General features: G+C 51.9%; 10 protein-coding genes. All 10 read left to right on the top strand.

Annotation, left to right across the window (positions count from 1 at the left end; all coding sequences use genetic code 11):
* Positions 1-17: 17 nt before the first annotated feature.
* The 10 genes from ABE504_RS11230 (at position 18) to ABE504_RS11275 (ending at position 13,658) form a co-directional block, all read left to right on the top strand.
* Positions 18-1,691 carry a ribulokinase gene (locus tag ABE504_RS11230; RefSeq protein WP_430088146.1) on the top strand — a complete coding sequence of 558 codons (1,674 nt, stop codon included), beginning with the start codon at positions 18-20 and terminating at the stop codon, positions 1,689-1,691.
* A 69-nt stretch (positions 1,692-1,760) separates the two neighbouring features.
* Entirely contained in the window at positions 1,761-3,539 is a 1,779-nt protein-coding gene (locus tag ABE504_RS11235) for a cache domain-containing sensor histidine kinase (RefSeq protein WP_430088147.1), read from the top strand.
* Between the two features lie 21 nt (positions 3,540-3,560).
* Entirely contained in the window at positions 3,561-5,126 is a 1,566-nt protein-coding gene (locus tag ABE504_RS11240; RefSeq protein ID WP_430088149.1) for a response regulator transcription factor, read from the top strand.
* Position 5,127: 1 nt separating this feature from the next.
* On the top strand, positions 5,128-6,480 hold the full coding sequence (locus ABE504_RS11245; RefSeq protein ID WP_430088151.1) for an ABC transporter substrate-binding protein: 1,353 nt from the start codon (positions 5,128-5,130) through the stop codon (positions 6,478-6,480).
* 88 nt (positions 6,481-6,568) lie between these two features.
* Positions 6,569-7,912 carry an ABC transporter substrate-binding protein gene (locus ABE504_RS11250; RefSeq protein ID WP_430088153.1) on the top strand — a complete coding sequence of 448 codons (1,344 nt, stop codon included), beginning with the start codon at positions 6,569-6,571 and terminating at the stop codon, positions 7,910-7,912.
* A 73-nt stretch (positions 7,913-7,985) separates the two neighbouring features.
* The gene (locus tag ABE504_RS11255; RefSeq protein ID WP_430088155.1) at positions 7,986-8,873 is read left to right on the top strand and encodes a carbohydrate ABC transporter permease; all 888 of its coding nucleotides are present in this window, start codon (positions 7,986-7,988) and stop codon (positions 8,871-8,873) included.
* Positions 8,874-8,884: 11 nt separating this feature from the next.
* The gene (locus ABE504_RS11260; RefSeq protein WP_430088157.1) at positions 8,885-9,697 is read left to right on the top strand and encodes a carbohydrate ABC transporter permease; all 813 of its coding nucleotides are present in this window, start codon (positions 8,885-8,887) and stop codon (positions 9,695-9,697) included.
* A gap of 48 nt (positions 9,698-9,745) precedes the next feature.
* On the top strand, positions 9,746-10,840 hold the full coding sequence (locus ABE504_RS11265) for a glycoside hydrolase family 172 protein (RefSeq protein WP_430088159.1): 1,095 nt from the start codon (positions 9,746-9,748) through the stop codon (positions 10,838-10,840).
* Positions 10,841-10,997: 157 nt separating this feature from the next.
* Complete coding sequence (locus ABE504_RS11270; protein WP_430088691.1) at positions 10,998-11,975, top strand: LacI family DNA-binding transcriptional regulator; 978 nt, start codon at positions 10,998-11,000, stop codon at positions 11,973-11,975.
* A 237-nt stretch (positions 11,976-12,212) separates the two neighbouring features.
* Entirely contained in the window at positions 12,213-13,658 is a 1,446-nt protein-coding gene (locus ABE504_RS11275; protein ID WP_430088161.1) for a PTS mannitol transporter subunit IICB, read from the top strand.
* Positions 13,659-13,709: the final 51 nt, after the last annotated feature.

Below are 13,709 nucleotides of genomic sequence, written 5' to 3' on the forward strand. Positions count from 1 at the left end.
TGAAGGGAGCGTCATCTATGACAGCAGCGAATAGCTTATATACAATCGGGGTCGACTACGGTACGCAATCAGGGCGCGCCGTACTCGTTAATATCCGTAACGGACATGAAGAAGCCGTTCATGTGATGCCTTATCGCCACGGCGTCATCGATGAGTTTCTTCCCTCCAGCGGCATGAAGCTGAAGCCGGAATGGGCTTTGCAGCATCCGGCGGATTATTTGGAGGTGCTGCGCACGGCCGTTCCGGCGGTGATCCGGACGTCCGGGGTCGATCCGTCTCACATCATCGGCATCGGCATCGATTTCACAGCTTGCACCATGCTGCCTGTTGATCAGCAGTTTGAGCCGCTTTGCTTCAAGGACGACTGGAAGGACCGTCCGCACGCCTGGCTCAAGCTGTGGAAGCATCATGCAGCTCAGAAAGAAGCGACGGCGATTAACGAACTCGCGCAGTCGCGCGGAGAGAAGTGGCTGTCGCGTTACGGCGGCAAGCTGTCCTCCGAGTGGATGCTGGCCAAAAGCCTGCAAATCTTGAAGGAGGATCCAGAGGTATATCGCGAGGCAGATCTATTCGTGGAGGCGGCGGACTGGATCGTCGCGCAGATGACCGGCGAGCTGAAGCGCAACAGCTGTACCGCAGGGTATAAATCCAATTGGCACAAAGCGGACGGTTACCCGTCCCGCGATTTTCTGCGGCAGTTGGATCCGGCCTTTGAAGATTTGTACGAATCCAAGCTGCGGGGCGAGGTTTCTCCGCTTGGAAGCAGAGCCGGCGGACTGCTACCGGCTATGGCGGAGCAGATGAATCTCCGCCCTGGCATAGCCGTCGCCGTCGGCAATATTGACGCGCACGCCGCTGTGCCTGCGGTCGGCGTTGTGTCACCGGGCAAGATGGTGATGGTGATGGGCACATCGACCTGCCATTTGCTGCTTGCCGAAGAGGAGCGCGCCGCCCAGGGCATCTGCGGCGTTGTGGAGGACGGCATCATTCCGGGCTTATTCGGCTACGAAGCGGGGCAATCGGCGGTGGGCGATATTTTCGCCTGGTTTGTGGACGAATCCGTCCCTGCATATGTGTTGACAGAAGCGCAAGAGAAAGGCGTCACCGTCCATGAGCTTCTGGAGCAGAAGGCATCACAGCTGAAGCCAGGGGAAAGCGGGCTGATGGCGCTGGACTGGCTCAACGGCAACCGCTCCCCATTGATGGATGCAGATCTGTCGGGATTGATGCTGGGCATGACGCTCGCCACGAAACCGGAAGAGATGTATCGCGCGCTGCTCGAAGCGACGGCGTTCGGCACGCGTACGATTGTCGAGGCCTTCCGCAATGGGGGGTTGGAAGTGAATGAACTGTACGCTTGCGGTGGTTTGCCGAATCGCAACAAGCTGCTCATGCAAATCTACGCGGACGTGAACAACATGGAGATTACCCTGTCGGATACGGAACTGAGCCCTGCGATTGGCGCCGCCATGTTTGCCGCTGTCGTTGCCGGTCGCGAAACAGGCGGGTATAGCTCCATTCAAGAGGCGGCTGTGCATATGGCCAGAGTAAAAGAGGAGACGGTGCGGCCGATTCCGGAGAACGTTGACGTTTACGAGGACTTATATGAACAATATCGAAGCTTGCATGATCTGTTCGGCAAAGGCGCTAATTCTGTCATGAAACAATTGAGACGAATCAGAAATAAATAGGCAGCGGGCTAGTGCTTTTACCGATCAGGTATAAGCACTTTTTCGTTCAACTGGATTGGAGTCAAAGCCATGCGCGCATCGTTCCTTAAAACGTGGAAGCTTCGGACACAGCTCATGATTACGCTCGTGGTGTTTATTTTGTCGCCGCTTATGCTGTTTGGCCTCCTGTTCTACCAGAGCTCGACGGACCTCGTATCGCAGCGGACGGACAAAGAGGGGCTGCAGGTGCTCACGCTCGTCAATCAGAACGTCAGTCAGCTGCTGAAGAGCTACGAATCCCAATTAAACGATATTTATGAGCAGGAAGCGGTCATCAAACAGATTAGAGAGTCGTCCCTGTTACAATCCAGCGGGCCGATCCCTCCGAGCGACGATGCCGTCAATCGCTTTCTGCGCGACTTTTTAAGAGGGAAAGATGAGCTGGATTCCGTTTATTTGTTTACGCTGAAAACGACGTATTTCGGGGACTTTAAAGGGCCTAATTTTTTTTCGGACATTTATAAAAATCACCCCATGTGGGAGCAGATGATTTCGCTGGGCACAGGGCGTCCGGTTTGGCTGCCGACGTATGAGCTTCCGCCTAACCAATACAATTCCAAGACGTCCCATTATTTTGCGCTTGGCATGCAGGTCAAGGACGTGTATGATGCTTTGCAGCCGCTGGGCACCCTGATTGCGAATATCAAAATCGAAGCTTTGGACAAAATCATCAGCTCTGTACAAGTAAGCCCGAACAGCGTCCTCTTTATTACCGACCATCAAGGCAACTTGATCTGGAACCGGAATTCAGAAGCTTACGGCATTCAATTGGCCAATTATCCGTTCTTTCAGCAATTGGATCAGCAAAATGAAGGGCGGTTTATCGAAACCATTAACGGTACGACCTACCGGGGCACCTTTCTTCGGTCGGCCTATAACGGCTGGTATTATTTCTCTTTTGTTCCGCAAGCCGATTTGAATGCGCAGACGAAGGACCTCAAAGGCTTTCTCGGCGCGACAGTTGTCGCCTTCGCAGCGTTGTTCATCCTTTTGGCGGCGCTTACATCGAATTATATTACGAGGCCGATTCGGCAGATGGCGCTGGCGATGAAGCAAATCGATCGAGACAATTTCGAGCCGATGCCAGGGGCGCAATCCTCGGATGAGATGAGCATGCTGCAGGCCGCATTTTTCAGTATGCGCGGTAGAATTAATGAGCTGATTAAGGAAGTCAGAATGATTTCGCATAAAGAAAAAGAAGCGGAGGTCAGAGCGCTTCAAGCGCAGATCAACCCGCATTTCGTGTACAACTCGCTCGACGCCATCAACTGGATTGCGATTGAGAACGAGCAGGATCGGATCAGCAGGATGATCACCTCGTTAAGCGACATTATGCGATATGCCATCAAGCCCGGCGAGCATCTGGTCACGATGGAGGAAGAGTTGAAATGGGCAAGAAACTATGCGTATTTGCAGGAAATGAGATTCGAAGATAAATTTGAAGTGATTTTTGAGGTTCAGATTGAGAATGTGCAGTTGAAAGTGCCGAGATTGCTGTTTCAGCCGTATTTGGAGAACTCGATCATTCACGGGATGGAAGATACCCAGAAGGGCGGTGTCATTCGAATTACGGTTCAGCTGACCGGGGACGAGGAAGATCGGAAGCTGATGGTTACCATCGAAGACAACGGCGGTGGCATTCAAGCGGATAAGCTGAAGCAAATCAAAGAGCGGCGCAGCCATGGGATTGGGATCTATAATCTCGATGAGCGGCTTAAAATGGAATATGGACCGAGCTATGGAACGACGATCTATTCGGTTTACGGCGAAGGTACTACGGTTACCGTCGTCCTGCCTTATATTTGTTAAAAAATCATGGGGGAGAACCATATGTACAAGGTAATCGTGGTCGATGACGAACCTCGTGTTCGACGAGGGCTCACAAGCTTAATTCCAAAGCTGGATGCCGAATGGTCTGTGGTTGGCGAGGCCAGAAACGGGTATGAAGCGCTTGAAGCTGTCAAAAAAGAGCTGCCGGATCTCGTCATTACCGATATTCGCATGCCGCAGATGAACGGACTTGATTTGCTAAGCCATCTCAAGGAATATCCCGTGCATGTTGTGATTTTATCAGGTTATGGCTATTTTGAATATGCGCAAACGGCGGTTAAATACGGTGCTTTTGATTATTTGCTGAAGCCGCTAAAGCCGGAGGATATTGAGAGTGTGCTTGGACGCGTGAAGAAAGAAAGGCAGCTCAAGCCTATCGATTCGCGCAGCAGTTCAGGCATGCCGAACTATTCCAAGCTGTGGAAGGATTGGCTGCTGGGACTGCAGGAGGAGAAGGAGCTGCCGGCGCAGTTGAGCGCGATGTTTGCAACCGGAGCGGCGCAGTTCCGGATCTTTGTGATCGAAGTGGATGAGATCGATGAGCTGATCAACGAGGATCAATGGGGCGATCGCCAATTGGTGCTGTTTGCGGTTCGCAATATTGTCCAGGATGTCACCGATAAAATGAAGGCGGACGCTCATTTTCTATTTGCAAATGGCGCGCAGCTGTATCTTCTCACGATGAATGAGACGGAAAGCCGACAGCTGGCCAAGCGATGTATCGAGGAAGTGAAGATGTGGCTGCGCATTTCGACGTCCATCGGCATCAGCGAGGCATCCGACCATTATGCTGCGCTGCCCTATCTCGTGCAGCATGCGGGCGTTGCACTGCAAAACAAATGCTTTTACGGCTGCGGGACGGTCGGGGAGTATGATGAATTGAAATTGGAAGACATCATCGAAGTCGGCTATCCGATTGAGCTGGAAACGGAGCTAATGAAGGAAATTCGCGGGGGACAGTTAGAGCGTGCTGCTTGTATTCTTCAGACGTTTATAGAAACAGCCAAGCAAAGAAATGTCTCCTTCCGCTTATTCCGGCGATTTTGCTTACAGCTCGTTTCTTCCGTGATTCGTCTGGCCTATGAACTCAAAATCTATGAGCTTGTGCTTACCCATTTAACGCGCCCCATTGACTTGTTTGATCGCTCTTTCACGCTGGAAGAGTATGTGGATTTCATGCATAGCCTGATGGAAGCCTGCATCGTGTCCATGGAGTGGAAGCGAACTCAGAAGCACAATCAGACGATTGAGAGAGCAGTTGACTTTATTCAGGGCAACTATGCGAAAGACATTTCACTGGAAGATACGGCACGGCATGTGCATATGAATGCCAGCTATTTTTGTTCGTATTTTAAAATGGAAACAGGCTGCTCTTTTGTCGAATATGTCACGTCCGTGCGGATGGAGAAGGCGAAGACATTGATGATGGATGCGCAGCTGCGACTCTATGAGATTGCTCAACTGGTGGGTTACCAGGAAGTTAAGTATTTCTCTAGACTTTTCAAGAAAAGAATGGGTGTGACCCCCGCGGAATACCGGCAGTTCTTTTTCCGGAAGGAGGACTAGGATGAAAATGGGATTTCTACAGCGGTCCGCATTCGCCGCAAAGCTGACGGGCTGCCTGCTGCTAATCAGTATGCTGGCAGCCTGCGACCCTGGCAAGGAAGCGAGTGCGCCGGAGCTGGACAAGCTGTTTCGCATGCCTGCCCAGGCAGGAAGTGAGCTCAATGCGCCGAAGAAGGTGCTGCGGCTGTGGTCGTTTCATACGTCCAAGGAATTTGAGTTTTGGCAGGAGCTGGCCAAGCAGTATCAACAGCTGCATCCGGATACCGAAATTAAAGTGGAGTACGTGTCCAGCGATGATTATTTTACCGGGGAGCGGCTCCTCGCTTCGTTTGCTTCGGGGACAGGTCCGGATATTTTCTTCGTCTCGTCCCCGATGATTAAGCGGCTTGCGGATATTAACATGCTCATGCCGCTCAACAGCTATTTTACGCCGGAAATCAAGGAAGACTTCTACCAGCCGGCGCTGGATTCGGTTTCGATGTACAACAACATTTATGCCGTCCCGATTGAGACGGAGCTAATGGGGTTATTTTATAACAAAGCGCTGTTCGACAAGCAGCATCTTGCTCCTCCTCGCACGTGGAATGAGATGCTGGAAGCAGCGAGAAAGCTGAAAACATCGCGGGTCAGCGGACTGACGATCGAAACGTTCGGCGGTGTCTATCAGAATTTTTCGTGGCTTCCTTTTCTATGGCAGACCGGGGCGGATTTGCTTACGCCGGACGGCAAGCATGCCGGATTAAAGGACGAGACAGGGCTGAAGGGCACCGACATGTACAACTTTTTCCGCAGCATGGTCGAGATGGGGTTAATCAATATGCAGCCTTCACGCCCGGCGACGGATATCGGCATCTTGACGAACGGCGAGACCGCCATGCAGATCAGCGGAACGTGGAATCTGCGCATGCTGGAGACACAGTACGCGGATCAACCGATCGGCGTCGTTCCGCTGCCGACGCCAGACGGCGATAAGCGCCTGACCATCGCAGGAGGCTGGAAAATCGCGGTCAATCCGAACAGCGAATATGCCAGCGAGGCGGCGAAGTTCGTCATGTGGGCGTTCTCCGGCGATACGAGTATTCCGCTCAAATGGTGCAGCGACGTGAAGTTCGCGTATTCTCCGCGTAAATCCGTGATGGAAGCGGGCAAAGACTATTACCGCAAGGGCCTGCGTGCGGTGTTCACGAATGACATTTTCGGCACGGAGCGCATGGAGCCGCAGTATCCCGAGGAGATTAACCGGATTTTCACACAATCGTTGCAGAGCTTACTCTATAGCGGACAGAGCGGCAAAGAGGTGGTTCAAACGATGCAGGATCGAATCGACCAGTTCGTCTCTGTCATCCAAAAATAGTCCCCCCAGCTAAATTATTTCTCGTTATGTGGTGTTGGTCCCCCCGTTTATACTCAAGGTGTAGACGAAATGAAAGGGGATACAACGAATGAAACGAACTTGGAAAGTAGTCGGAGCTGCAACGATCAGCTCCATGCTCGCGCTTCAATTGGGCTGCAGCTCCTCGACCACGAGCTCGACAGCGAGCACACAGCCTGCCGGCAGCACAGCGCCGGCAAGCACAGCGGCGCCGAAGGACACCAGCGCAGCGAAGAAGGACAAAGTAAAGCTGGCATTCTGGGATATGCACACGGAAGCGGAGAGCAAATTTTTCAAAGATTTGGTGGATGAATATAACAAATCGCAGGATCAAGTTCAAATCGAGTACTCCACGTATGACCAAGCTTCTTACACAACAACGAAACTGCCGACCGGCTTCGCGAGCGGAGACGGTCCGGACATTTACATGATCAGCCCCGGCGACTTCATGAAATTTGCCAAGTCCGGCCTCATGAAGGATTTGACTGGCGATTTCCCGGCTGGTGTGAAAGAAGATTTCCTCCCTGCCTCACTCGATGCCGTTACCTATAACGGCAAAATTATGGCGCTGCCGTTCGAGCTTGAAACACTTGGCCTTTATTACAATAAAGAAATGCTGGATAAAGCTGGCGTCGCCGTGCCGAAAACATGGGATGAGCTTTATGCAGCAGCCAAAAAGCTGACGACCGACAAGGTAGCAGGCCTCATCATTCCTCCCGATAAAGGACCTTACTTCAACTTCATCTGGTACCCGTTCCTGTGGCAGCAAGGGGGCAACGTGCTGAACGCAGACGGAACCAAATCCACCTTCAATACGCCAGAGACGGCAAAAGCCCTTGATTTCTGGGGAAGTTTCTTTAAAGACGGCTTATCGCCGAAGAAGCTTCAGCTCGGTCCTTGGGAGATCGACAACTTAGGGAATAAAACCGCAGCGATGCAAATTGTCGGCACGTGGGCAATCAACCGCATTGAGGAAAAATATAAAGATGTGCCGATCGGCCTGGCGCCGATTCCGACACCGGCCGGCGGCAAAGCGGCGACGGATGCGGGCGGCTGGAAAATGGCCGTTAACGGCCAAAGCAAGCATGCTGCCGAAGCGGCCAAATTCGTGATGTGGGCGTTCGGCTCCTCCGATCTGACGCACGCGCTGAAATGGGGCACGGAAGTGAAATTTGCTTACTCCCCGCGCAAATCCGTTGTGGACAAAGGGAAAGACATTTACAGCAAGGGCTTGCGTAAAGTGTTCACGGAAGAAATCTACAACTCCGCGATTCCGGAGCCTCGTTATCCGTCTGAAGTGGTGGATGCTGTAGGCGACGCGATGCAGTACGTCATGTACGGCAAAATGTCCGGCGCAGAAGCAGCCAAAACGGTAGATGCCAAAATTACGGATATTCTAAGCAAACAGAAGTAACAGGAATCTGGGTGGGGCCGCTTGCTCCGAAAATGGCTGGGCGGCTCCCCTTGTATCCGAGGAGGGGTAAGGAGTGACGCCAAGACGCAGCAATGCCCGCATGCTCCGAGAATGGGCGACGGCTTACAGCTTTCTGCTGCCCAATATCGCGGGGCTGATGATCTTCGTTTTTGTACCGATTTTATATGCGTTCTATGTCAGCTTGCATGATTGGAACGCGTTATCGCCGAAGGTGTACGTCGGCTTTCAGAACTATGTGACACTGCTATCGGATGACGGGTGGTGGCACTCAGTTACACGCACGCTGCTTTTTAGTGTCGTGTACGTTCCGTTGTTATTTTGCCTTTCGATGCTCTCCGCACTGCTCGTGAACAGGCTGCGAGGCAAAGAGGTTGGTGTCGTGCGCACTATGTTTCTCCTGCCGTTTGCCGTGACCTCGGTCATCTCGGCCATCATTGCGATGTTTCTGCTTGATCCGCGCAACGGGCTGGCGAATCAATTGCTTGCGGCAGTCGGAATCGGGACTCAGCAATTTCTAGGTTCTCCGACGCAGGCGATTTATTGTGTCATCCTGACGCTGCTATGGATCAATGTCGGCTATAACATGACGATTTTCTTATCCGCAATGAAAGAAATACCGGCGGACTATTTCGAAGCTGCGCATATGGACGGCGCAACACGCTTTCAAAGCTTTCGCTATCTGACCTTTCCGCTGCTGCGCGAGACGAATACGTTTATTCTCATCGTCACGACGATCGCTTCTTTTCAAATCTTCGATCATATCATCGTGATGACCAAAGGCGGACCGATGGATTCAACCGAGGTCAGCGTGCTCTACATCTACAAGGAAGCGTTCCAAATGCTCAATATGGGGTACTCTTCAGCGCTTGCCTTCGTCCTGTTTCTTATCGTGTTCGTGTTTTCCATGATTCAGTTAAAATTCTTCTCTTCAAAAGATTAGGCGGTGCTGCTATGAGAATAATGAACCGGTATATGTTGCCTTCGGTTTCGATCCTTATCGGAGCTGCCATGATTTTTCCCATCTACATGCTGATCATCAGTTCGTTCCGCTCGGAAACGACGGTGTTTACGATTTCGCTGCTTCCGACGGAATTCGCCGTCGGCAACTTTGTAGAAGCCGTAAAGTCCTCGCATTTGCTTAGGTCCATTCTAAATTCGTTCATCGTGTCGACGACAGTCACCGTTGTGGCGATGCTGTTCCATGCGATGTCCGGGTATGCGCTTGCCCGCTTTCAATTTCCCGGTAAAAAACTGATTTTCGCCTGGATGCTCAGCACCTTAATGATTCCGTTTGCCGTCATCATGCTGCCGCTTTATCTCATTACCAAAAATTTGGGCATGACCAATTCTTTTGCCGGGTTGATTATTCCTGCCATTTTTAACGCTTATGGCATATTCCTGTTCCGCCAGTTTTATCGGGAATTTCCAAAGGAACTGGAAGAGGCAGCCTATATAGAAGGGCTTTCTCAAGCAGGGACGTTTTTCCGTATCGCGCTGCCGCTGTCGATGCCGATTATTGCGCCGCTGACGATCGGCTTCTTTCTGGCTAACTGGAATTCGTATATCTGGCCGCTCATTATTACACAGAAGGAAACGATGTGGGTCATTCAGGTCCAACTGGCGAATCTGGTTGGCGGCGGCTATGTGACGCCGTGGAATATTGTGCTTGCCGCTGCGGTCATCGCGGCATTGCCAACGTTCCTGCTCTTTTTTATCATGCAGAAATATTTGGTGGAAGGCATTAAAATGACCGGGATCAAATAAGGTTTCCGTTTGCTGGTTCAATCCAATACATCTAGGAGCTGATTCGTTATGTTAGGTTCATCGTTAAGAGATTTATACCGCACACGTCAAGGAAAGCGCAAACGGGCGTCGAGCTACGACACGACGGGGGGCAACCGCGATTACGCAAAGTTGTATCCGGGGGACACCATTAACATCTTCGACGTAGCTGGCTCCGGCTGTATTACGCATATTTGGATGACGATGGCGCCGCTGGACGATGCGGCCGTTGAAACGTATCTGCACCGCAAAGTCGTACTGAACATGTATTGGGATGGGGAAGAAAATCCAAGCGTTCAGGCGCCGATTGGCGACTTTTTCGGGATGGGACACGGTATTACGAAAAATTACAGTTCCGCTCCGCTGGCGATGAGCCCTGAAGACGGAAGAGCGCTTAACTGCTTCTTCCCAATGCCGTTTGGCAGCCATGCCCGTATCGAGATCACGTCCGAAGCGGATCAGCCGATCAAGTTTTACTACTACGTCGATTACGAGCAGTATGATTTCCCGATCGACAGCGAGCTCCGCTTTCACGCCATTTGGCGCCGAGAGCTGACCGACGGCATCGATGACAACGTGTCGAATGCGCTATATGAATTCGGCGGTAAAAATACGACCGGCGACGGCAACTATGTGCTGCTGGATGCAGTCGGCAAGGGCCATTATGTCGGCTGCAACCTGAACATTCACAACCTGCGGATGACGCGGGAGTGGAACTGGTACGGAGAAGGGGATGACATGATTTTCATTGACGGCGAGCCATGGCCACCTTCGCTTCACGGAACGGGGATGGAGGACTACTTCAATACGGCCTGGTGTCCGCAGCAGGAGCAGTGTACACCATATCACGGCATTATTCTGGGCGGAGGACCGAACTGGTCCGGCAAAATTTCGGCGTACCGCTTCCATATCGAAGACCCGGTCATGTTTGACAAGTCCATTCGTGTCACCATTGAGCACGGTCATAACAATAACCGCAGCGACGACTATGCCAGCACGGCCTATTGGTATCAGACGGAGCCGCACAAGGACCACCCGATCATCCTTCCGGTCTCCCAGCGGCTGCCGCTGCCTGATATTCTGGGCTTCAACCCAAATGACTTAAAAACGTGCTTCGATTACTAATCCAAAAAGCTGCGGCCATCTACATCGAGAGAGCCGCGGCTTTTCAGTTTGCTCACAGGTTGACGAGCCGGAAGGCCGCGGTCTACAATTGTGGTAACGTTAACATAGCGGATCGGCTAACGGTTCCGCTCAAAAGGATGGGACCCGTTTGAGCAAAATGACAATTAAAGATATCGCGCGGGAAGCCGGCGTATCTACGGCGACGATTTCACGTGTATTGAACAGTTCCGGCTATGTGAGCCCTGAGGTCAAACACCACGTTCAAGAAGTCATCCGTAAATTTAACTATCAGCCGAATGCGATTGCCAGAAGCTTGAAGCAGGAGAAGTCGCGAAGCGTCGGCATTGTGCTGCCGGATATGGCCAACCCGTATTTTATGAGGATCTCCCGTACGATCCAACATCGCTGCTTCCAAGAGGGGTATCATTTACTGTTCATGGATACGGAGGAGAATCCGGAGAAAGAGAGCGAAGCGCTCCAGTTTCTGCTTGAAAAAAGAATTGAGGCGCTCATTCTCGCCAGCACAGGGGGGAATCTTGAGCAAATTCAGTCCATCAGCGATTCAGGCACCCATGTCATTCTGCTCGACCGGCGGTTTCCGGACCTCGCGCTCGATACCGTATCAGAGGACAATCGATCTGCAGCCAAGTGTGCAATCGCCTATTTAGTGGACAAGCATCATGAGCGGATTGGGCTTGTGAACGGACCACAAACGATCAGTACGGCGCATGAACGAAGAGAGGGAGCACTGATCGGGCTCGAGGAGGCGGGAATCGCCATCGCGCCGGATTTGCTCTACGAAGGCGACTACACGCGTGAATCGGGAATCGCGGCGATCCGGCATTTTTACCAATTGGAGAAGCCGCCGACCGCTGTATTCTCCGCCAATAACGAGATGACCTTCGGGATTTATCTGGGCTTGCAGGAGCTTGGTGTTCCTCTGGACGCCCTCGAGGTTGTGTCGTTCGGGGATCTTGAATTCTCTTCCTTATTCACACACAGGCTTTCAGCCATCAAGCAGCAGCCGCAGGCATTGGGCGAGGCAATCGGCGAGTTATTGATTCAGCGGTTAAACGGCGGCGTTGGCGAAGCCAGGGACCAGCAAATCGTAATTCCGAGTTTAATTCCATTTTAAGAAAAAAAGAAATCGTCAGGGTAATCGATGCCTTGACGATTTTTTTTATGATTTCCGGCATTACGGAAAATACTAAATCTCATTGACATGGCGCGGCCAAGCTGACACTAAGAACGACACCCAACCAAAATGTTGTCAACATCATTCATGACGAAAAGGGATTTTGATTTGATTGATCATGAAAGCGCTTTTGCATTACGATAGGAACATGAAAGAGATACAAGGAGGTTATCCTATATGGACACACTAGCTGCAAAGCAACAAGCTTCGACGGATGGAGTCCGTGTGAAGGTGCAACGTTTCGGTCGCTTTTTGAGCGGAATGGTCATGCCGAATATCGGAGCGTTTATTGCATGGGGGCTCATTACAGCTTTATTTATTCCGACTGGCTGGATTCCAAGCGAATATTTAGCGAAGCTTGTCGGACCCATGATCACTTACCTGCTGCCTCTCCTGATCGGATACACAGGCGGAACGATGGTACACGGGACGCGGGGCGGCGTCATCGGCGCGGTGACGACCATGGGCGTTGTCATCGGTACGGACATTCCCATGTTCCTCGGAGCGATGATCGTCGGACCGTTCGCAGCGTGGGTACTGAAGCAGTTCGATAGATCGATTGAAGGCAAAATCAAATCCGGTTTCGAAATGCTCGTTAACAATTTCTCCTCAGGCATTATCGGCGGGATCTTGGCGGTTCTCGCCTACGCCGTCGTCGGCCCGGCGGTGCAAGTCGTCAGCAAGCTGCTGGCTTCCGGCGTTCAAGTGCTTGTAGATGCAGGGCTGCTTCCTCTTGCGAATGTGTTGATCGAACCGGGCAAGGTGCTGTTCCTCAACAATGCCATCAACCATGGCGTGCTGAGTCCGATTGCGCTCGAGCAAGCGTCCAAGACAGGCAAATCGATTCTGTTCATGTTGGAGTCCAACCCGGGTCCAGGGCTAGGCGTTCTGCTGGCCTACTGGCTCGTCGGCCGAGGTGCCGCGAAATTGTCGGCTCCTGGCGCGGCGATCATTCACTTCTTCGGCGGTATTCATGAAATTTACTTCCCGTATATTCTCATGAACCCGCGTTTAATCTTGGCGGTTATTGCCGGCGGCGTGACAGGCACGTTCACGTTCAGCTTGTTCGGTGCAGGTCTGGTGGCTCCGCCATCGCCGGGAAGTATTTTCGCTTATATCGCAATGGCGCCAAAAGGCGGTCTTCTCTCTATCTTCACCGGTGTCATTACCGCGACAATCGTTTCTTTCGTTGTTGCAGCCCTCTTACTGAAAACAGGCAAACAAGCGGATGACGAAGATAGCTTGGAGCAAGCTCAAGCGAAAATGAAGGAAATGAAACAGAAGCCGAGCACAGCCGCAGCCTCCGCTACAGCTGTCGCGGTTGAAACTCCGCTGAAAGCGGCAGCTGACGTGCGCAAAATCGTGTTCTCCTGTGACGCAGGTATGGGATCGAGCGCGATGGGCGCTTCCATTCTAAGAAAGAAAATGAAGGAAGCCGCCGTCGACGTCACCGTCATCAATACCGCGATCAGTGAAATTCCGGACGACGCCGATATCGTCGTTACCCACAAATCGTTGACAGACCGGGCGCGCAATCAGGCACCGAAGGCTGAACATATTTCGATTGAGAATTTCATGAAAAGTCCGGAATATGAGACGCTGGTTAATCGGTTAAAAAGTTAATCTACCTAACTAACGCTGGCTATGCCGGCGTTATCTCCATTTTGATACGAG

It is taken from the genome of Paenibacillus oryzisoli (assembly GCF_050467285.1).
Classification (GTDB): Bacteria; Bacillota; Bacilli; order Paenibacillales; family NBRC-103111; genus Paenibacillus_E; species Paenibacillus_E oryzisoli_A.

What these genes read in the sequence shown, in the direction of transcription:
- ABE504_RS11230 (WP_430088146.1), top strand. Translation starts at nt 18, where the DNA reads ATGACAGCAGCGAATAGCTTATATACAATCGGGGTCGACTACGGTACG.
- ABE504_RS11235 (WP_430088147.1), top strand. Translation starts at nt 1,761, where the DNA reads ATGCGCGCATCGTTCCTTAAAACGTGGAAGCTTCGGACACAGCTCATG.
- ABE504_RS11240 (WP_430088149.1), top strand. Translation starts at nt 3,561, where the DNA reads ATGTACAAGGTAATCGTGGTCGATGACGAACCTCGTGTTCGACGAGGG.
- ABE504_RS11245 (WP_430088151.1), top strand. Translation starts at nt 5,128, where the DNA reads ATGAAAATGGGATTTCTACAGCGGTCCGCATTCGCCGCAAAGCTGACG.
- ABE504_RS11250 (WP_430088153.1), top strand. Translation starts at nt 6,569, where the DNA reads ATGAAACGAACTTGGAAAGTAGTCGGAGCTGCAACGATCAGCTCCATG.
- ABE504_RS11260 (WP_430088157.1), top strand. Translation starts at nt 8,885, where the DNA reads ATGAGAATAATGAACCGGTATATGTTGCCTTCGGTTTCGATCCTTATC.
- ABE504_RS11265 (WP_430088159.1), top strand. Translation starts at nt 9,746, where the DNA reads ATGTTAGGTTCATCGTTAAGAGATTTATACCGCACACGTCAAGGAAAG.
- ABE504_RS11270 (WP_430088691.1), top strand. Translation starts at nt 10,998, where the DNA reads ATGACAATTAAAGATATCGCGCGGGAAGCCGGCGTATCTACGGCGACG.
- ABE504_RS11275 (WP_430088161.1), top strand. Translation starts at nt 12,213, where the DNA reads ATGGACACACTAGCTGCAAAGCAACAAGCTTCGACGGATGGAGTCCGT.